Below are 21,687 nucleotides of genomic sequence, written 5' to 3'. Positions count from 1 at the left end.
CGATTTTGTGTTGTGGGTCTTGATTTTTATCATACTACAGCTCAGTTTACATGAACCAGTACTCTCATTTTTCAATACATTTGATAGAAGTAAAATTAGGGTGATCAGCTACTAACGGACTATCACAAATCCGCCGAATCCTTTAACAATTCCGACATAGAAATCCTCTCACTTACAGCATATCTGATACTGCTATGGTTTTAGCAACCGGCGCGTACTGATTTTCTCTTTGCAACAACTCTGAGGGAGACAAGTCAAATTCTTTCTTAAAACATTTAGAAAAGTAGGATGGGTTGGAGAACCCCATTTTAAAAGCGATTTCGGTGATATTGAAACCATGACGACCAAGAATCAGTTCTTTGGCCCGATGAAGTCGTACCGAGTTGATCAGTTGATTGGGAGACTTGTTGGTAATGGCCTTGAGCTTTCGTTGCAACTGACGCTCACCGACCCCTACTTCGCTACACAACATCTCTACTCCAAAATCCTCATCATGTATGTGCCTTTCGATACTTTGTAAGACATTCTCCAAAAACAATCCTTTTTTTGGAACAGTGTGTACTCTGCCGTCGTCTTGATTGTAATCCATTCTTGAATGATCTATCACGCTAAACAGCTGCAATTTGTCATTAGAACCTGTTTCAAAAATTGACGCATGTTGGACGACATTCAAACCTGCCCCAGAGAGCAGGTTTTTCACCGTTTGTGTGATCAATATTTGATTGGGCTCGGTATGTTTTATGATCTCCTTTACACACAGTACTGTTTCATCATGAACAAAACGTGCTTCGTCTACTGCTCCTTCTAGAATATGGATGCCTATGGCCAATTCTACCGCTACACCTTTCGATACTTTTTGTAGTTCGAGGCTACAGTGTACCGCCTTACTCGGCCCCTCGAAAGTTGCAACAAAAACACCTTGATCATATTGGATAATACTGCCACGATACTGCGTCACAAATTGGCCAACAATATCTTGATGACTCATGTCTTCTGATGGAAGAACCCGTCCAGCCAAGATGGTAAGAAGTCTTTTTTGATAATTCCTCTTTGGTGTCACATGAGTCACAAATGCCCGTATCTCTTCTAAAACCTCTTCGGTATTACCTGCCCAAAACAAGTGATCACTCCCTTCTAACTCGACAAAGATAGAATCCTCTATGCGGTCTGCGACAAATCTTCCTTCTTGTATTTTGACATCTACATCCTGCGTGCGCTGCAGGAGCAAAGTAGGTACTTTGATAGAGCCTAGGATATCCACAATATCCACCTCTGTATTCATTTTGGTCAGCACCATGGCGGCACTTGGGCTAGCACCAGATCGAAAATAATTAGCCAACCAATCCATAAAAACCTTATTGTTGGCCTGCGAAGGTGCGAGAGATTCCAACCCCATTTCACCACTCCCCCAGCTGTTTTCGATCATGTCGTAGACTTTCTGACGTTCGTCATCCGTAGGTGCCCATGGGTAGTCAGGACTATACCTTCGTTTGGCAAACACGCCAAATGTGATCAAAGATATCGTTCGGTTCGGGTAAGTCGCTGCAAACAATGCCGATACAGAGCCTCCCTCTGAGTGTCCAAACAATACGGCCTTCGGAGAACCTACAGCATCCATCACTGCCCTGATATCATCCATTCGTTCCTCGATGGTTGATAGCTCTACGATACGATCTGACAACCCTGTCCCTCGCTTGTCAAACAATATGACTTGAGCAAACTTGCCCAACTCCTCGAAAAAATAAACCAACTCAGGACATGCCCACATCCAATCTATATTAGAAACCCATCCAGGAATATAGACCAAATCGATCGGCCCTGATCCATATACTTGATAGGCTATATTGATATGCCCACTCTTGGTGTATTGTGTTGCTGGCTTCATCTACTCAATCGTTCGGCACGGTGATCACTCTAGAAAAAACTGTAGCGGGCCATTGACCTTGTGCTACATGTATAATACGGCGTGAATCAGTGCGGTTATGTTTCTCGTTTTTAAGACTTTACAACCCAACCCAAAACTAGGTGCAAAAGACTATATTCCACTAAATTAGATCCAGAACGAATCCTTATCCAATAAATTGGGGCAAACGGAACATTCAGTGAGTAAACGCCCCTAAAACACAGTCAAACGATCCATGAAGGACTTTCTATACACCTTACCAATAGGCAACGGGCTGCCGTCGACAAAAACCACACTATTTTCGATACGGTCGATTTTCCTCAAGTTCACCAGAAAGGTCTTATGAATGCGGCAATACCCCTGGTTGCTGAGTTTCTCCTCTACATTCTTGAGTGTCTGAGACACTACATGCTTGTCTCCTTCTGTATAAAAAATGGAATAGTTGTCCGATGCTTCTATGTACAATATCTGATTGAAATCTAGTGGTACGATGGCATTCTTTTCCCTGACGAACAAATTGAGTTGCTCTGTATTAGGTCTGCTCACACGCTCGATTTTATTTTTGGCAAATGCCATATCCACTGCGACTTGAATATCTTCATCTTTGAAGGGCTTGACGATATACCCAGAGGGTTCGGCATTTTTGGCACGAGTGATCGTGGTTTTATCATATAGAGATGAAATGAATACAAAAGGTATCATTGTCTTTTGGCGGATGAGCTGCGCGAGTTGAATCCCATCTTTGTCCCCTTTGATCTTGATATCCAACAGAATCAACTGTATGTCATGCTGATCCAAAGCCATCAACGCCTGGTCTGCCGAATCACATATATCCACCACCTCATGTCCCATTTGCTCCAAGCAAATCGCTATATCATCTGCAATAATCGGCTGATCCTCTACGATCAATACTCTTCGTTTTTCACTCATAATTAGAACGTTAGTCTAAAAAAAGTCCCCTGATCATGCTGCATCGTGATCGTCCCTCCCAGTCCTCTAGATATGGACCTTACAATCCTATAGCCATAAGACTTCAATAGATCATCTGGTGAAGCTATACCCACACCATCGTCCGAGACTTCTAGTTCATGAATCCCCTCTACTTTTCGGAGAGATAGAGAAACCACCCCTTGTTTGGTATCAGGAAAAGCATATTTCAAGGCATTGGACACGAGCTCGTTGATAATCAACCCAATCTGAATCGTCGTGTCGATCGATAAGTCTACTACCTCTATCTGACTTGACAATCTCACTCTATCTTCGGACACATCATAGGATTGAAACAGCGCATTGGCCAACTCTTGTAGATATTCTTTGACATTCACTTGGGACATATTTTCGGATTGGTACAGCTTTTCATGAACCAATGCCATGGACTGTACTCTATTCCTCCCCTCCAGTACGGCTTTCTTGGCCAGCTCGTCATTCAAATATTTGGACTGGATATTGAGCAAACTGCTCACGACCTGTAGGTTGTTCTTGACTCGGTGATGAATCTCACGAAGTAGCACCTCACGCTCGTCTAGTGCCTCAGAGATCGTTTTATTTTTCTTTTCCAAAATGGATTTAGCTTTTTGACTCAGTCGATAGTAGCGATAGATCACAAAAACAAAAATCAATGCAATCATAAACCCAGCTATCGTTACATACTTCATCAACCGCTGCTGATCTAGTTGGGCATTGACCGACAGCAATTCGGATTGCTTTTGAAACTCCAGTGAGTCACGCTCCTGCTCGAATGCATAGTTGAGCTCCAATGTCGTCAGCTGCTCAGTCATCTCTTCATTGAAAAGTTCACTATTGAGTTTGAACGTGATCTCCAAATAATGCAAGGCTTGATCAGAAGCACCTTTGGATTTGTACAACTCAAATAGCGACTCGGCTAAACTCATTTTGGAGGTTTTTAAGTCATACTCTTCTGCTAGCTCATACCCCTCTTTCCATTTTTGCTCGGCAAGGTCGTATAGTCCCTGCTTAAAATAGATTTGTCCTATAGAATACAAAGACTGACACCCCCCTTCAGGAATATTGCACGCTACAGACAAGTCATGACTGGTTTGCAGATACTGAAGTGCCTCATCCAAACTATCTAACTCGAGGTACGTTTGTCCCATATTAATTGCAGGATAGAGCAACCGACATTGCTCTCCCAAGGAGTCCAACAGATTATAGGAGTTCAAACAATAGTTCAACGCTTTGGGGTAATCCTCAAGGCTCATATAAATCAGTCCAATATTGCCCAGCGTGGATGCTTGCTCGGTGAAAGCCCCCATGGACTTCTCTATTTCCAATGTTTGCTGATAATAGCTCAGTGCCTTGTCATAGTTGTTTTGACGCCAATAGACGGTACCAATATTATTGAGCACTGCGGCTGCACCTAGCGTGTCACCTAGGATACGCCTTATCTTTAAGGATTCCAGGTAATTATCCAGTGCTTTGGTGAAATCCCCCTTATCACTGTATACTTTGCCAACCTGTTTTAGTATATAAGTAAGCAAAGTAGAATCGTTGGTTTGCTCACTACATCTCAACGAACTGTCATAATAACTCAAGGCAAGTTCAAACTGCCCTAAAACATGTTGATTCAAGCCCAGCATATAATATGCTTTGCTCAGTCCTTCGTGATAACTAATGTTTTTTGCGATAGACACAGCCTTTTGCCCTACTACGATAGATGAATCATTCCCCGCATAATAATATACTTTGGAAAGGCTATTCAGAGCAATCACCGCAGACGTATCTCTATGATCACGAGATATAATCTGCTGTAAGCTATCCACCTCCTCTTGTCCATACCCCCACGACACACAAGTCAAATGCAGTATTAAAAACACACCTGCGACGACATCAGTTCTCATCTCTTAAGTAGATTAACAAAGTAAAAACCACACTGATTGTAGGACGACGTAGCAATGCACCGTACACCAGCCCATCCAAGACAAAGTCCTTTGGCTAAAGTAGCAAGGTCAACTAAAAAAGCATCACTATGCGAAAAAAATCGAAGGCTTTTCTATGTAGTCGGAGTAAGTTTGCGCTCAACACGGGACTACCCCTCAAAAGCATATTCGGATGAACATCTACAAACAAATCGAGGCAGAGATACTTGCCGCTTCTCACATCGTCATTACCGCACACAAATCTGCCGATGGGGACTCGGTGGGGTCTTCCTTAGGCCTGCTACATTTCATAGAAAAATTGGGCAAGTCAGCTGTAGTATGTCACCCGGACGCAGCACCTGACTTTCTCTACTGGCTGGACACTTCCAACATCCTACTGATGACTGATCACCCCGAGCAAGTGACCGAAGCTTTTGAGACAGCAGATTTGATCTTTTGCTTGGATTACAACGGGACGGACAGAGTAGGACCAGAGATGCAATCCTTATTGGAAGCAGCTACCTGCAAGAAAATAATGATTGATCACCACCTCAATCCCCAGGACTTTCCCACATTGGCTGTATCGGACACCTCTGCCTCGTCTACCGCGCAGTTGATCGTGGAGCTCATAGATCAGTCTGGACACATCGACCTACTCGACGAAAACATCGGCACCCCCTTATACCTCGGTATATTGACTGACACAGGGAGCTTTCGTTTCCCTGCCGTCGCCCCTCGCACCCACGAATTGATCGCCAAGCTATTGGCCGCTGGGGTGAAGCATCACCTCATCCACGAAGCGCTCAACGACAACAATACGGAGAGTCGAATGCGTCTACAAGGCTATGCCATGAGCGAAAAACTAGAAATCATGGAAGACTATCATGTGGCTATTGTTCCCTTGACCAAAGAAGAACTAGCCCAGTACAATTTCAAAAAAGGAGACACAGACAGTCTGGCCAATCTCGCCCTGTCCATACGAGGTATGAAGGCCGCCATCATGTTTACCGAGCGTGATGGCATCATCAAAATATCCTTCCGTTCCAAAGGAGAAAATAACCCTGTCAACCTACTGGCTGCCGAACATTTTGAAGGAGGAGGACATGCCAACGCCGCTGGAGGCATGAGTAACCTCACGGTACAGGAGACTCTAGACAAAATCAAAAGTTTGGTCCCACTGTATTTCCCAAAAGGATAGTGGTTCTACTCGACATTCTCTTACAATTTCTAAATCATCAAACTCGAGAAAGAAACCCCTATAAAAAGCTTGTACTCAGATAAATAATTGGCTAATATTATAGACAGTGATCTTGACATACCCAAGATCACTTTATCCTATGAACCAAACTCCAGCCTACTTGCCAGCAGTCCCGCGAGCTTGGCATGCATATATACTTGCCCTTGCAGGCTATATGATATTTATACTGCACCTGTCTCATAGTGTATCGGCTCAAACGTCAAACCATCATACACTACTCATCCGAAATGTCAACATATTGACGAGCAGTTCGGACTCCTCGCTCTACCACGCGGATTTGATGATCATCGATGACAAACTAGAGTTGGTTTCTCAAGAGAGCCTTGCCAAGCCAGACCAAGCCATCGTATTGAATGCAAATGATGGGTACCTCGTCGGCAACCTTACCATTGACACCACTCCTCGCTTCATCATCCTCAACAGCGACCCACGCAAGAACTTTGACATTTGGCTCGATATGGACCCGTACATCACCTTTGCGATCAACGATGGATCGATCCGCATCAATCGCCTCGAAGAGGACAATAGCGAAATCGACACCCCCAAGGACCCCTATTCACGTCTACGGTGGTTTGCATACAGCCCTCCCCCCATCGCTCTACCTGTCAACTACAGCGACGGCAGCAAATGGAACCACTGGAATACCAAAAACTTCAAAGGGCTCTTCTTCGCAGCACTGGCCATGGATCGCCTGTATTGGCTTTCGCAAAATGAAGAAAGTAAAAACCAAGTCGGCAAACTACAGCCCAACGCGGGAGGAGAAATCCGCGGACTCCGCTTTGGCGCAATAGGGACAGTCAAGCTCATGAAAAAGCCGTGGACCTACACCGTATTTTTAGCCACCAATGCATTCGAAAAAGGATTTGAAGGCAGTGATCTCAACAACTTGACGTTTTATGACTATCGACTCGACATCCCATTGCCCAAGCAAATTGTCCTCAGCATAGGCAAACAAAAAGAACCCATGTCTTTGGAGCGCATTCCTTCATCTCTTTTCAACTCCATGCAAGAAAGAACCTCGGACGCCTTCCAGCCAGGTAGGAACATAGGCGCCCAACTCAGTGGCAACCTTCTAAAGCAACGAATCTCTTGGGCGTTAGGAGCATTCAACCCTTGGCTCGAAAAAGATACGGATTTTGAAAACACCGAATCCGTCATCGCAGCAAGAATTACCGGTGTACCATGGGCTTCCAAGACCAGCAACGAACTCATCCATCTTGGCATAGGCAATCGGTACTCCAACGGACATAGTGGTGCGCAATACGGCATCACGCCTGAATTTGACAAATCCGTCAGCTTCATCCAAACGGGGGCAATCCAAACAAATAGCATGAATCTGATTGATACCGAAATAGGTTTCATCACTGGGCCCTTTTGGGTCTTTTCCGAATACATCATCAACCAATTGGATGTCACGGGAGGCGAACGGCTCACTTACACTACCTTCCAAACCACAGGCTCTTGGGTACTCAGTGGAGAACGCCGCGCCTACCGCTACAAAAACGGAACCGTCAGTCCCATTCCAGTAGCTATAGGTGTCACCCAAGGTGGACGTGGTGCTTGGGAACTGACCGCTCGCTACTCCCACTACGACACCAATAGCCGAAGCATCAACCACGGCATCATGAATATTTATTCAGCCGGGCTCAACTGGTGGCCCACAGAATACGCCAATGTCAGTTTTAATTTTCGCTATATCCAACTTGACCAACTTGGAGAGCAGGGCTACACTTCTGGGCTCAACACCCGTATCCTGTTATTATTGAATTAGCCCAAGCAAGTTGAGGCTTTGAATACAGGCTCGAGCACTAGAAAATTCAACCGTATTCTGAAGCGATAGGACATAATACACTATCAAACTCGCTGCCCTTTCGACTGAAATATTGAATCCTTCAATTCACCTAGAAAAAAATAAAGCTCACCGATTTGGGGTTTTCAAGTCTACAATCTTGCTCTATCATTGCATCGTAATCAATTTCAAAACACGATAAAATTTACGAACATGAAAACTACAATCAAAACAATCGCCCTATCCCTATTTGTTGCAATGTCTACTTTGGCTTTCGCAGGCGAAAAAGCTGACAAAGTCGTGAGCTCTGAGTTGAATGTTCAGATTCTAGCAATGGCAGATGCTAAAGTAGCAGTGAAATTCAACAAGCTAGAAGGAGAAGTGGTCAAAGTAAAAATCTATGACGCCTACGGTGCACTGATTTATTCTGACAAAGACGTAGCAAACACTACATACGCTAAAAGCTTTGACTTGTCTGCATTCCCAGCAGGTCAATACTCTTACTCTGTATCCAACGGCGTATACAGCGTGACCAAAACCATGGAATTGAAATAATTCCACTAAAAAGAAACGAAACCAAAGCCTTGACTATTGAGTCAAGGCTTTTTTCATGTCCGCCCCCTATTGATTTATCCACGTGTCAACCCTATGAACACACTACGTGCTTTCGCCAATGGATTGGAACCCAAAATCCCAACACAACAAAATCTCTTCCGTATATACCGATTACTAGCAAGGTAATGACTAGTTTTGCTGCCCTCCTACCACAGGGGGAAATGATCTTTGAAAATGGGGCCGACCGGTATTGACAGTAAGTGTGAATATTGTACTTGCATGTCGGGTGGTGAGTAAGCACACGTGATCAATTTACTCAAATCATATTTGGCGAATCTAATTACGCCATGGCTGCTTAATTTTAGCTGATAGCTAAAATTATTAACCTCGGATAAGATTCGAGGCAGACACATCCCTCCACGCTTTCGTCTTACAAGCGGGATCAAGGGGTGTCAACTCGTAAGACTAGCTTGAGGTCAAGTTGCTAACCGATAGCGAAGCTAAAGTAACTGGTAGGAAAAGTGGGTTGTTGTCCGCCAGCCTTCCTACGAGATCCTAAGTGACAACTAAGCATGTAGAGGGTCCAATATGACCTTATCTGGACGAGGGTTCGATTCCCTCCGGCTCCACTTAATCCCATACAAAGAATACAAAAGCCTCATACGGTATGTATGAGGCTTTTGCATCTCTAAATATTGTAAATGATCGACAAGCACAAAAAAAAGACTGCCCTTTCGGTGCAGTCCTTCTTCATTTAACAAAATAGTCTTACAAGTGGGTACTAAACCCGTACTCCATATCAGTGCTGCACATAAAAATCATACACAACAACTTCTCCATAGTTGTTTGACTTCCCTGTATCACTTCCTTCTTCTTCAGCATTGCTTTGTGTGTAGTTACCGATTTTGAAATATGCCTCGCCATAGCTCTTATTCATTACATACGAACTACTACCGTCTTTCACGAGATAGCTTGATGCATTACCGCTTGCATAGGCACTGGCCAGGTTTCCATTTTCACTATAGTAGCAGTAGTGCTTACCGTCAATTACCTCAAAGATCACTTCATGCACTGTTCCCAAGGAATAATTTGTTTTGATCGTCAAGTCACTTCTGAGTTTACCTCCATTGAAACTCAAGAAGAGATGTGAACCTTCTAACCTCAATACCATGGCGTCATCAATACCGTCATCTTTGTTCCCATGAATTTGTGTGGCCACCAAATGATCCTTATTGATAGGCAAGTGAGTAATTGCTTGCTTGACATACACGACATGCTTGCCAGAAGTAGTCCAATAAATGTCCGAACTACCGTCTGTCTTGCGTTCTCGCAATTCCGATCGTACATAATCAGAATTTGGCGTGGTACCATTGTTACTACGAATAGGTGCTCTGAACACAATACCATTCTTGGCACTATTGACATAAAAGTATTCGTTGTTGTTCTCTCCACACAAAGTCTTGTCCTCGACTCCATCTGGATAAGTGATCTTCCACTGGTTGCAGTTATCCATCAGATCCGAAGGTTTGCTGGCTGTGCCTGTAGGCTCTCCACCGCCACCAGTACTACCACCGACTTCCTCAAACATCCATTGAAACTTGGTTGCTCCGTTCCAAGCACGAGACTCTACATTGCCTCCATTGGAAGTGCTTCCTCCTGCTACCCCCATAGATTTCCCACTATCGCGATTTTTCAAACGATAATAACCATCTCCAGTAGATAGGATCTGCCACTGTTGGTGAGTAGTACCTTGATAGGCCCATTGCTGCACGTTCGCACCATTGACATTGCTACCACCAGACACCTCGATGCTTTTTCCACTATCCACACCTTTGAGTCGCACATAGCCATCACTTGTACTGATGATTTCCCATTGACGATGAGTCGAAGAAGTGGTTGCAGAAGTACCCCACTGCTGTATGTTAGCACCGTTGCTATTGCTCTTATTCTCTACATCAAGGTAACGTCCGCTTTTCCTATTCTTGAGATAGTACTTCTTACCAACCTCAGGGGTGGCAGATTCTGGAGAGCTGACAGCCAAGTCGCTCACTTCCAACAGCTCATTTTCTGAGCATCCAAAAATCATGGCAGCTGCCATGATTAGGACACAGAGTCTCCTGAGACCCCATCTCCATGTGTAATTGTTAGTCATAGTAAATTAGTTTTAGTAATAATCATGCGTCAAAAATTGGATAACATTAAATTGATATACCAATTATTAACACACCAATATTATGAATTTATAATCCACTTTCACAAGAAAATGAAGATTTTCTCACCTAACGGTAATACTCATAACTAACTGTATAACAGAACATAAAAGAAATAATATAATACAAAACACCTCCTAGACTAGATAAAGACAGATGGATATAAAAAAAATACAATAGTAAAAAAACAGGTCTCTACAACTAAAAAACAAGGAAGCTAGTAGCCAATCTCTAAGCATCTTACCTAGGTCATTTCACTTAATCGAAATAAAATACGTCATTACTCTATGATAATTTCGAAATAGTTTTTATAGCTTTGATGTCGAAATGTTAAAAACGCTATTTAAACATCTTCTATCGCTTGCAGTACTGGCAGCCATTCTATTCAGTGGCTATGGTCAGTTGTCAGCGCATACCTACAAGACGAGCGTCCCAACGGTTTCTAATCAACATACCTTAGGAGGTAATCCAGTACACATCATCGAACTCGGAGACACCTATCGTCCTCATCCACGTGACACTGAGCGTCACCACCATCACACCGAGGAAATCCTTTGTGAAAAAGTCGAAGAAGAGGAAGACGACAAGATTCATGCACTCAAAAAGCATGTAGAAATCAGTCATTTTCTTTTGGATTATTCTGACAGTCATTACCGTTGGATTCTTTCCTTTTCGATCGATGCGAGCCTATTATTAGGTCAAACCCTTTCTTGTGCCACTTCCTGTCGGCACATTCTATTTCAAGTATTTAGAATTTGAAATAATTTAATCTACTGGACATAGGTCTATAGCCTTCAATCCAAGATTATTTTTTTGCTTGATCTCTATCAAATAAATGATAGAGGCAGGCCCATGTGTTTTATACACACTCACTTTCATCATACTACAACCTTTAACAAAAAAACATGAAAAATTCAATCATGTTCATATGCTTGTATACGCTAATCTATTTGACAAGCTGTGAATCACACAAAAAACATAAAGAACTAGAAACGAAATTTCTGGTGACAAGTCCTGTCAAAATGGACACCTCTATCACCAAAGAATACGTCTGTCAAATCAAAGCCATTCGTCATATTGAGCTTCGTGCTCTAGAGAGAGGGTATTTGCAGGACATCTTTGTCGACGAAGGACAATACGTCAAAAAGGGACAACTGATGTTCAAAATCATGCCATTACTCTACAATGCAGAATTGCAAAAAGCGGAAGCCGAAGCAGATTTTGCCAAGATTGAGTACCTAAACACCAAATCCTTGGCAGAGCGAAACATCGTGGCACCCAACGAACTGGCCTTGACCAAAGCCAAATATGACAAAGCCAAAGCGGCTCTATCGCTGGCTCAGATTCATCTAGGTTTCACCAACATCAAAGCACCCTTTTCGGGCATCATGGATAGATTCCATGTCAGACCAGGTAGCTTGGTCGATGAAGGCGACTTGCTCACGGACTTGTCAGACAATAGCAAAATGTGGGTATACTACAACGTCCCAGAAGCTGAATACCTGGACTACAGACTCAACTTAAAAAAAGACAGTAGTCTGATGAAGGTCAAACTCCTCATGGCCAACAACAAGATGTTTGACCATACAGGTGTCGTTGAGACCATCGAAGCAGACTTCAACAACCAAACGGGTAACATTGCATTCAGAGCAACTTTCCCTAACCCCGATCTTCTGTTGAGACATGGCGAGACAGGCAATGTCCTCGTCAATGTAGATTTGAATGACGCTTTGATCATTCCTCAAAAAGCCACATTCGAAGTACTGGATAAAAAGTATGTTTTCGTCGTGGACAAAGACAATGTAGTCAAATCCAGAGTCATCACTATAGCGGCAGAGATGTCAGATCTCTACGCAATCGAAGGAGGGCTATCAACTGATGACAAGATTCTTCTTGAAGGGTTACGTCTTGTTAGAGAAAATGACAAAATCTCTTATGATTACGAAGACCCCAACGACGTGATTTCACACTTGAAATTGCACGCAGAGTAAACTTATTTCAAAGCTTTAAAACAAGAAGAAAATGTTTCAGCAATTCATACGTCGGCCTGCACTCGCCATCGTGATCTCACTGGTCATCATGTTTATGGGCGCACTTGCCATCAAAACGTTACCCAAATCACAATTCCCGGATATAGCACCACCTATGGTAGTGGTCTATCTCTCATATCCTGGAGCTAGTTCGACCGTACTCACCAACTCTGTGCTTATTCCTTTGGAGCAAGCCATCAATGGTGTACCTGGCATGAAATACATGTTTTCTACAGCCGCTAGTTCTGGCGAAGCAAACATACAGATCGTATTTCACAAAGGAAGTGATCCCAACCAAGCGGTGGTCAACATCAACAATCGTGTACAACAGATGAAAAACCGACTCCCGGCAATCGTACAGCTGGAAGGTCTACGTGTACAACGTCTGATGCCCAACATGCTGATGTATGTCAACCTCTACGGAAAAGACACCACCAATGTGGACATGAAGTACATATTCAACTATGCCTATATCAACATGCTGCCAGAGTTGCAACGGATCGAAGGTGTCGGTCTAGCCAAAATCGTAGGTAGTCGTCAGTACGCCATGCGTGTCTGGCTCAACCCTGATCGCATGCGTGCATACAACATCTCCTCCGAAGAGATCATGGACGCACTCAACGAGCAGAGTATCATAGGTTCTCCGGGGCGATTGGGCCGTGCAGACAGCAAGCGCTCAGAGGCTATCGAATATGTATTGACCTACAAGGGCCGGTACAGTGATGCCGACCAATACAAGAATGTGATCATCCGAGCCAACGAAGAAGGCGAAATCCTACGACTCAAAGATGTCGCCGATGTGGAACTAGGTAGTGAATACTATGATATCTACTCCAACAAAGACGAGTACCCCTCTGCGGCCATCACACTCAATCAAGCCTATGGTAGCAACGCGACTGAAGTCATAGAGAATGTCAAAGCAAAGTTGGAAGAAATGAAGAAGGATTTCCCTCCAGGGATAGAGTATGAAATCAGCTACGACGTATCCAATTTTTTGGACGCATCGATTGACGAAGTGATCCATACCTTGAGAGACGCCTTCATTTTGGTATCCATTGTGGTATTTATCTTCTTGGGAGATTGGCGATCAACGCTGATTCCAACACTCGCAGTACCTGTATCGCTGATTGGTGCCTTTTTTGTCATGCAGGCCTTCGGGCTCAATATCAACATGATTACCCTCTTTGCCCTAGTTCTTGCCATTGGCATTGTAGTAGATGATGCGATCGTAGTAGTGGAAGCTGTCCATGCCAAGATGGAAGAAAAACACCTCTCCCCTTTCAAAGCTGTCAAGGAAGTACTCGGGGAAATTAGCGGTGCGATCATTGCAATCACCCTGCTGATGACGGCTGTATTCGTACCTGTGGCCTTCATGTCTGGACCAGTTGGGATATTCTACCGTCAATTTTCTATCACAATGGCCTCATCGATTGTGATCTCAGGAATCGTCGCGTTGACCTTGACTCCTGTGCTCTGTGCGATCATCCTAAAAAATGACCATGGAAAACCAAAAAAGAAGACGGTTTTCAACAAGTTTATGGACGGGTTCAATAGTGGTTTCGACAAACTCACAGGCAAATACGTCGGCTTACTCAAAGTCATTGCCAATCGTCGAGTCGTGACCTTTGGTCTCCTCATCGTATTTGCTCTAGGCACGATAGGCATCACCAAATATCTACCGTCCGGTTTCATACCCTCTGAGGATCAAGGGATGATTTACGCGGTATTGCAGACTCCTCCAGGATCTACTTTGGAGAGAACTTATGCGATCAGCCGTGATCTACAAAAGAAAGCTCTGCAAGTAGACGGCATCAAATCCGTCTCCTCATTGGCTGGGTACGAAATATTGACACAAGGTAGAGGGTCCAATTCTGGCACACTGCTTATCAACTTGGAGCCATGGCATGATCGTCACCATACGGTGAAAGAAATCATCGAAGAGTTGGAAGAAAAAGCCAAAAACATCCCTGGAGCAAAAATCGAGTTCTTTGACCCTCCAGCTGTACCTGGATATGGTGCCGCAGGCGGTATCGCCTTGCAGTTGCTAGACAAGAACACCGACATCAACTACGAGCGCCTAGGCAAAGTCAACGAAGACTTCATGGCAGAGCTGGAAAAACGAAAAGAACTAACTTCCCTCTTTACGTTTTACCGTACAGATTATCCACAGTATGAGCTGGAAATCGACAATGAACTCGCCATGCAAAAAGGTGTCTCCATAGGCAAGGCTATGGACAACCTCTCGATCATGATTGGTAGTACCTATGACCTTGGTTTCATCAAGTTTGGTCGTTTCTTCAAAGTATTTGTCCAATCAGATCCGGCATACAGAAAACTACCGACGGACATCATGAAGCTCTATGTCAAAAACGATATCGGAGAAGAAGTTCCTTATTCGTCGTTTATGCGGATCAAAAAGACACAAGGGATCTATGAGGTCAACCGATACAACATGTACACGACTGCTTCAATCCGGTGTGCTCCAGCTGCTGGTTACAGTAGTGGTGAAGCCATTCAAGCCATCCAAGAAGTAGCTGCTCAGACACTACCTAGAGGATATGACATAGACTGGGCTGGGTTGCAAAAAGATGAAGTCGCTCGTGGTAACGAAGCAGTCTACATCTTCTTGATTGTATTGATCTTTGTCTATTTCGTCCTCTCCGCACAATATGAGAGTTTCATCCTACCTCTAGCAGTGGTACTTTCTCTGCCTGCAGGAGTATTTGGATCCTTCCTCTTTATCAAGGCCATGGGCTTGTCCAACGACATCTATGCCCAAGTCGCACTGGTGATGTTGGTCGGTCTATTGGGCAAAAATGCCGTCCTTATCGTGGAGTTTGCCGTGCAAAAACACCAAGAAGGTATGGCAGTACTCGATGCAGCCATTGAGGGAGCGAAAGTACGATTCCGTCCTATTCTGATGACTTCATTTGCATTTATCGCTGGATTGATTCCTCTGGTACTTGCGAGTGGACCTGGTGCGATAGGCAACAAAACCATCGGAGCATCGGCTCTAGGAGGCATGCTCTTCGGTACTGTCTTCGGAGTGATCATCGTCCCAGGTCTCTACTACATTTTCGGCACGATAGCCGAAGGGCGTCAACTCATCAAAGACGAAGATTTTGAGCCATTAACTGAAAACCATAGTCACCATGATTAAGAGTATAATAAACAAATGTCTCGTAGCGTCGATTTTAGCGGCATGCGTATGGAGCTGTGCTCCGGACTTGACGACTACCAAGACGGAAAATACAGACTCCCTACCTGACACCTTCACTGGTTCTCAGGATTCTACCAACACTGCACAGGTCACGTGGCAGGAGTATTTTGGTGATCCCTACCTCACAGCACTGATCGACACAGCACTGCACAACAATCAGGAGCTGAACATCATGCTGCAAGAGATTGAGATCGCTCGATTCGAAGTACGTGCAAAAAAGGGAGAATACCTCCCTTCTGTAAGCATAGGTGCTGGTGGTGGAGTTGAAAAAGTCGGTCGCTACACCCCACAGGGTGCGAGCGAAGCTACCACAGATATCAAACCAGGCAAAGCCATGCCTGACCCCGTACCAGACATCGGTCTCGGGGCTTACGCGACTTGGGAAATTGATATTTGGAAAAAACTGCGTAACGCCAAAAAGGCTGCCGTCAAACGATACCTAGCATCTATCGACGGCAAAAACTTCATGGTCACCAATTTGATCTCGGATATAGCCAGCGCCTACTATGAGCTACTTGCCCTAGACAATGAATTGGCCATCGTGCAGCAAAACATCGAGATTCAGACCAATGCCTTGGAAATCGTCAAGCAGCAGCAACTGGCCTCACGGATCACTTCCTTGCCCGTACGCAAGTTCGAAGCAGAAGTACTGAGTACCAAAAGCTTGCAATATGGCATCCAACAGCAAATCATCGAAAAGGAAAACGAGATCAACTACCTCGTGGGGCGTTACCCTCAACCTATCGAGCGAAATGCTGAGGTATTCAAAGACCTTGTACCAGGTTTGATCTACGCAGGAATACCCGCCCAGATGCTCGCCAATCGTCCGGACATTCGTCAGGCAGAACTGGAGCTAGAGGCTGCCAAACTGGACATCAAAGTAGCCAAAGCTCGCTTCTATCCATCAGTAGGTATCACCGCAGGGATTGGTTTTCAGGCTTTCAATCCGAAATACCTGATCAAATCACCAGAGTCACTGTTGTATTCCCTAGCAGGTGATATATCGGCTCCTTTGATCAACAGAAACGCGATCAAGGCAACCTATTTCAGTGCAAATGCCAAGCAGATCCAAGCAGTCTACAACTACGAGCAGGCCATACTCAAGGGTTATATCGATGTGATCAATCAGCTATCCAATATTAGCAACTTGGAGCAAAGCTATTCGCTCAAAGAGCAAGAAGTAGAAGCGCTCAACCAGTCGATTGTGATCGCAAATGACCTGTTCAAATCTGCTAGAGCAGACTACATGGAGGTCCTCATGACGCAGCGCGACGCACTACATTCTCGTTTCGAACTGGTCGAGACCAAAATCCAACAACTCAATGCCAAGGTCAATATCTACCAGGCGCTGGGAGGTGGATGGACATACGAAGATGTTACCACAGAATAGCATTAGAATCTAGATTATATCCAGATTGAAGAATATAGATTTTAAGTTTTAACAGTTTAGAAGCCGCTTTGTAGCCATGCAAAGTGGCTTCTTTTTTCCTGTATATCTATTGATATAGAATAAACCGCGTCCCCTCATGGCAACAAAACACACCAAGACATGGCACAACGCCTCTTTATTTCCCCACAAGAACGAAGGGAGCCCAATAATACGGAGCAGCAAAATTGCCCGAACGAATCAACTCTAACTTGGCTTTGCGCAAATCATCGCTATAGCCTGCTCGATCCGAGTGATAGAGGTGATTCTTGTAAAATGATATCATCAAATCTGCCGTAGAGTGATCGTTGACCTGCCAGAGCGACACCATCAAATTTTGCACACCCGCATACTTGAGTGCACGACTGAGACCTATCACCCCTTCTCCTTTGGATATTTTGCCCAATGCTGTCTCACAAGCAGATAAGGACACAAGGTCCGAATCGATGTGCATGTTGTAGATCTCACTACAGTAGAGGCTACCATCATCATGGTCATCTTTATTTAGGTACACTTGCGACAATGCTGGCATGGATTCATTGACTTTTCCGTGCGTAGCGAGATGCACATATTTATAGTTGGATTCGAGCTTGTGTTTCAGATTTCCCTCTGTAGCATTGGTCTCCAACATCATTTCTACGGCAGCATTGTTTCCCTTGAAGAGGTACTCAATCTCCCGCACCTCTACCCGTGTATCTGGCAGACTAGCTACCCCTGCTCTATCCACAAAATCCACCGGAGCAACCAAGAGCACCTTATCCTCAGGCATTACGGTCTGTTGGCTGGTCTGACTCAGTAGCGTCGCAGAATAATCGTAATTGACAGCTACGTCTTCTATCAAATAACGAACGGGATCTCCCTCATCCGACACCACCAGACTCTCAAAAGGTATCACTGACAAAATCCCAGCAGGCAATACCGTAAGAGTCATTGTCCCACGCGGTATCTTGGGAATAAGCATATCATACAACTCACGAGCCAATGGTTCAAAATCACCTTGCATTTGATATTTGATCGTATTCCTGAGTCCCACAATCTTTTGCTCAAACTTGTCACCTTTATCTAGCGTGATAAGTTCATACCTGTCTTGTGTAATCGAAAAGATAAACAATTCTTTGTCTCCCAAGACATATGACAATACCCACTCACCAGGGCGGAGTTGAGCTTGAAGCTGATCCACACTGACCAACTCACGGTTGTACTTGAGCTGATAGTAGGATGGATAGTCCTGTTCGAGTTGTGCTACAAAATCTCGAAGCATGGATTGATTACTAAATAAACGCTCTTTAAAATCCTGACGATCTGCTTCAGAGACTTCCTTTTGCACCAACATCTGCTCTAGGTAGTCTATCTCATCCTTGAGACTGTCCTCAGTATGGAGTGCTTCATCCGGTATGCCCGCAAAATGCTTGGCCTTGGTCTCGTTGATGGCTTCCAAAAGGACTGCCGCTTTGCTCCTCTCGGAAAACTCAAATGCAATATCCAAATAATGTCTCTTACGTAAACTGTGCTCACTCAAGTACTTGGCAATCGTGATACCGTTCTCATACACCTGCGATGCAATGGCCGAAAGCCTCAATTTGTCTACCTCATTGATGCGAGTTTGACGGATTTGTCCAATGAGTTCGTCGCTCAACAGGTACAATTGCAAAGCCCCATCGATATCCCTCATTTTAAGCGTCCGCTCAAAATGATAGGCCTCCATTGCTTTGGCCTTCGCTTGCAAGGAGGACAGCAAGATGTTGGCGTTGTAGTAATTTTCGATACGAGGCAGATCGTACATGGTCAGAGATTCCTGATCAAAAAGGTTGGCATAGATAGATTGCTGATAATGAATGGCAGCAGATTCAAATTCACGTTGCTCCTGACGAATTTGCCCTATCAAGAAATAAGTATTCGCTACATCGGGATGCTTATCTCCATAGAGTCGCACATACATCCCAAGGGCCTGCTTTTGGTAATCCAACGCTTGGTCCAATTCCCCCTTCATCTTGAACACCCTACCTCGACTACTCAATACGAAAGCCTTGTTGGCATGATCTCCAGGATATACGTCAGCCCATATCTGATCGATCTGATTGAGATAGTCCAACGCCTCTGGGTAATGCTGCAACTCTGCCTGTGCGAATGCCAAATTGGTATAACACAGAGCGATCTTTCGATCATTGGTGATCTTACTAGAAGTATAATATGCGAGTGCCCGCTTAAAATAGATAAGACTCTGTAGTGGCTCATCCTTGAGGTACACCAATCCGATATTGTTGTTGGAGTCCCCCAGCGCATCCTCAGAAACCTGCTTTTGTTGACGAATAGTCAGTGCTTTTTCATGATACTGCAGTGCCAACTCGGAGTTCCCATTGTCCCAGTAAGCAATCCCGATATTTTCATAACATTCGGCAATTTCCACGCTCCTAGGCGCTAAACCCGGCTCAGCCAAGAGCAATTGCTCCAAGGCCAGATCGTTTCTCCCAATGTGCAAAAAGCCATTGCCAAGTAGCATCCTAGTATGAGCCATAAGAAACACCGTATCCTCTGCTCGGTCTCGAATAATCTCCATGGTCTGCTGTGCTCTCCAAATACACGCGTCTACCTTGCCGCGTCCTAGATCACACTCTGCCAATTTCAAATTGCACTGAATATATGCCTCGCTCGCTTCACTCGCCTGATATTGTCGAGTCAATGCGTCAAACTGCTCGTAAGCCTCCTCATATCGAGCTTGTAGTAGCAGTTGGTTGGCAGCCTCATAGTCCTGCGCCACAGACTCGATCGTGCAGTATCCCCATAGCAGCAAGATGACAGCACACTTTCCTTTAAAACCTATAGACATAACTTACGCTGGTTACCATTTTTCTTGTCAAACCGTCGGGATTCACGTCGCGTTGCTTCAGTTTGATCCCCCAGATCAACTTGATGCTGTTTTTAACATCAAAACTATACCCCGCTCCTGCGAGTGCAGAAAGGGCCAATCCCGTCGTCCCGTCTATTTTAATACGCTTGTTGGTATTGAAATCTAATCGCTCATCATGTGTGATGCGGTAGATAGGCAATAACCCGACATTGAAATTGAAATTGGTGAATCTAAAATTGCGTTCCAGCCTCACCATCACGTCAATTCCTCTTTTCAAATTATTGGCTAGTGCATACTCCTCGATATATGGATCGATGATTACCTCCCCATTTTCATCGTAGTGAATTTCTCCATCTGGATAACCGGGCCATTGCCCCCACCTGAAATCATTTTGATTTTCCGTCAAGGCAATTTGAATCCCTGTCGCTATGAGCCATTTTTCGTTGATCCATGAGCCTCCCAATATTGCATCATAAGACCCCAGACTCACCTGGTAATACATCGGATAATCACTGCCTTCGGAGAGGAATTCATCCGAATCCTTGTCCAAATCCGAATGATTGGACGGGATCTTGGCGCCTATTGTAGCACTGAGTGACCCTCCGGCCAAAGTCATCATGTGACGTGTCATACTCAATGAGATATCTCCCAATCCTTTGGTATTGCCGAGGTTGCCCTCCACTGCTTGATAGGGTATTTTGCCCTGTACAAACAAACGATCCGTGATGGCAAAGGTCATGTCAGCTGTCAACACATAAATAATAGGAGTCAGTGTGGTCGATCCCCGGTAGGCATTGATCTCCACTGAGCGAAGTTTAAAATCGATGTTTTTGCTATACTGCTGGTCTGGTTTCATAGCACCCATCGTGCAAAACCCAGCATCGCTACAACCCTGTGCCCTTGTCTCCAAGTTGTGCAGTAGCAGCAGGCACCAAACCATGGTGCCAAAAGTGATTTTTCTCAACATGCAACGAGTTAGATTGTTTGCCTCAAATCTACCCTCATTTCTCTATAAAAGAAACAATCCTCTCAAACTCTACCATGATAGCTACAAAGACCGTATTGTCTCCAAACATCCGCAAACATACATTCGGTGCTGACTCCACTGCAAAAACAATCACTTAGAGTACTCCCGCTTTACTTTGCGTTTGGATATCGGTTTCATGTATTTGGCTTTGACTCTCCCCTGTCGGCTACCTCGGTATTCTCTGACCCAGTATTTGTTCTTGGAAATCTGACCATACACAACAACTTCTGTCTGCGAACCATCCTTTTCTACCACCCATGCATGCTGCCTAGTTTGATAAAAAACCATCGTGCTTTCTTCTTTGTTTGCAGTCTGGTCCGTCTTGGAAAGAGCACCACCTACAGACACCCTCCAAAATGATCCTAAAATCATCGCGATTAAAACTCCTTTCTTTAACATAGCTATTGAATATCGGTGAAACAAAATCAGCCTACTCGAGCCATTTTCGAGCCATAGACTGACACCACAAAGGGTTAACAAATTCAATACCAATAATTTAATCAGCACTATACCTTCAACCCTGGACACAAAACATTTGAAAACCT

General features: G+C 44.5%; 14 protein-coding genes and 1 other RNA gene. 8 read left to right on the top strand and 7 right to left on the bottom strand.

Annotated features, from left to right (window positions below):
- Positions 1 to 172 precede the first annotated feature (172 nt).
- The 3 genes from BFP72_RS06465 to BFP72_RS06455 all read right to left on the bottom strand — a co-directional run bounded on the left by BFP72_RS06465 (position 173) and on the right by BFP72_RS06455 (position 4,761).
- Positions 173 to 1,885: an alpha/beta fold hydrolase gene (locus BFP72_RS06465; RefSeq protein WP_099598359.1), complete on the bottom strand. Its 1,713-nt coding sequence runs from the start codon at positions 1,883 to 1,885 to the stop codon at positions 173 to 175.
- A 231-nt stretch (positions 1,886 to 2,116) separates the two neighbouring features.
- Positions 2,117 to 2,833, bottom strand: coding sequence for a LytTR family DNA-binding domain-containing protein (locus tag BFP72_RS06460; RefSeq protein ID WP_099598358.1), 717 nt, complete (start codon positions 2,831 to 2,833; stop codon positions 2,117 to 2,119).
- 2 nt (positions 2,834 to 2,835) lie between these two features.
- Positions 2,836 to 4,761, bottom strand: a complete 1,926-nt coding sequence (locus tag BFP72_RS06455; protein ID WP_099598357.1) for a tetratricopeptide repeat protein — start codon at positions 4,759 to 4,761, stop codon at positions 2,836 to 2,838.
- Between the two features lie 211 nt (positions 4,762 to 4,972).
- On the opposite strand from BFP72_RS06455, the gene BFP72_RS06450 reads away from it, so the two are divergent.
- From BFP72_RS06450 to ssrA, 4 genes are all read left to right on the top strand, one after another.
- Positions 4,973 to 5,977: a bifunctional oligoribonuclease/PAP phosphatase NrnA gene (locus BFP72_RS06450; protein ID WP_099598356.1), complete on the top strand. Its 1,005-nt coding sequence runs from the start codon at positions 4,973 to 4,975 to the stop codon at positions 5,975 to 5,977.
- Positions 5,978 to 6,116: 139 nt separating this feature from the next.
- On the top strand, positions 6,117 to 7,808 hold the full coding sequence (locus tag BFP72_RS06445; RefSeq protein ID WP_099598355.1) for an OprO/OprP family phosphate-selective porin: 1,692 nt from the start codon (positions 6,117 to 6,119) through the stop codon (positions 7,806 to 7,808).
- 231 nt (positions 7,809 to 8,039) lie between these two features.
- Positions 8,040 to 8,381: a T9SS type A sorting domain-containing protein gene (locus tag BFP72_RS06440; protein WP_099598354.1), complete on the top strand. Its 342-nt coding sequence runs from the start codon at positions 8,040 to 8,042 to the stop codon at positions 8,379 to 8,381.
- 236 nt (positions 8,382 to 8,617) lie between these two features.
- Positions 8,618 to 9,013, top strand: a transfer-messenger RNA (tmRNA) gene (gene ssrA / locus BFP72_RS06435).
- Between the two features lie 167 nt (positions 9,014 to 9,180).
- On the opposite strand, the gene BFP72_RS19420 is transcribed toward ssrA, so the two are convergent.
- Positions 9,181 to 10,533 carry an RICIN domain-containing protein gene (locus BFP72_RS19420; protein ID WP_099598353.1) on the bottom strand — a complete coding sequence of 451 codons (1,353 nt, stop codon included), beginning with the start codon at positions 10,531 to 10,533 and terminating at the stop codon, positions 9,181 to 9,183.
- A gap of 385 nt (positions 10,534 to 10,918) precedes the next feature.
- Here BFP72_RS19420 and BFP72_RS06425 point away from each other — a divergent pair, with 385 nt between their 5' ends.
- From BFP72_RS06425 to BFP72_RS06410, 4 genes are all read left to right on the top strand, one after another.
- A complete protein-coding gene (locus BFP72_RS06425; protein ID WP_099598352.1) occupies positions 10,919 to 11,350 on the top strand; it encodes a hypothetical protein in 432 nt (143 codons plus the stop codon).
- Positions 11,351 to 11,496: 146 nt separating this feature from the next.
- A complete protein-coding gene (locus tag BFP72_RS06420; RefSeq protein ID WP_099598351.1) occupies positions 11,497 to 12,582 on the top strand; it encodes an efflux RND transporter periplasmic adaptor subunit in 1,086 nt (361 codons plus the stop codon).
- A 31-nt stretch (positions 12,583 to 12,613) separates the two neighbouring features.
- Positions 12,614 to 15,781, top strand: coding sequence for an efflux RND transporter permease subunit (locus tag BFP72_RS06415; protein WP_099598350.1), 3,168 nt, complete (start codon positions 12,614 to 12,616; stop codon positions 15,779 to 15,781).
- The gene (locus tag BFP72_RS06410) at positions 15,774 to 17,231 is read left to right on the top strand and encodes a TolC family protein (RefSeq protein ID WP_099598349.1); all 1,458 of its coding nucleotides are present in this window, start codon (positions 15,774 to 15,776) and stop codon (positions 17,229 to 17,231) included. The genes BFP72_RS06415 and BFP72_RS06410 overlap by 8 nt, the downstream gene beginning before the upstream one ends.
- A 175-nt stretch (positions 17,232 to 17,406) precedes the next feature.
- Here BFP72_RS06410 and BFP72_RS06405 read toward each other — a convergent pair whose 3' ends face one another.
- From BFP72_RS06405 to BFP72_RS06395, 3 genes are all read right to left on the bottom strand, one after another.
- The gene (locus tag BFP72_RS06405; protein WP_099598348.1) at positions 17,407 to 20,094 is read right to left on the bottom strand and encodes a CHAT domain-containing protein; all 2,688 of its coding nucleotides are present in this window, start codon (positions 20,092 to 20,094) and stop codon (positions 17,407 to 17,409) included.
- Positions 20,078 to 21,082, bottom strand: coding sequence for a hypothetical protein (locus BFP72_RS06400; protein ID WP_099598347.1), 1,005 nt, complete (start codon positions 21,080 to 21,082; stop codon positions 20,078 to 20,080). The genes BFP72_RS06405 and BFP72_RS06400 overlap by 17 nt, the downstream gene beginning before the upstream one ends.
- A gap of 150 nt (positions 21,083 to 21,232) precedes the next feature.
- The gene (locus tag BFP72_RS06395; protein WP_099598346.1) at positions 21,233 to 21,541 is read right to left on the bottom strand and encodes a hypothetical protein; all 309 of its coding nucleotides are present in this window, start codon (positions 21,539 to 21,541) and stop codon (positions 21,233 to 21,235) included.
- Positions 21,542 to 21,687: the final 146 nt, after the last annotated feature.

The sequence above is a fragment of the Reichenbachiella sp. 5M10 genome (genome assembly GCF_002742335.1).
Classification (GTDB): Bacteria; Bacteroidota; Bacteroidia; order Cytophagales; family Cyclobacteriaceae; genus Reichenbachiella.
This window is presented reverse-complemented; position numbering and strand designations above follow the sequence as displayed.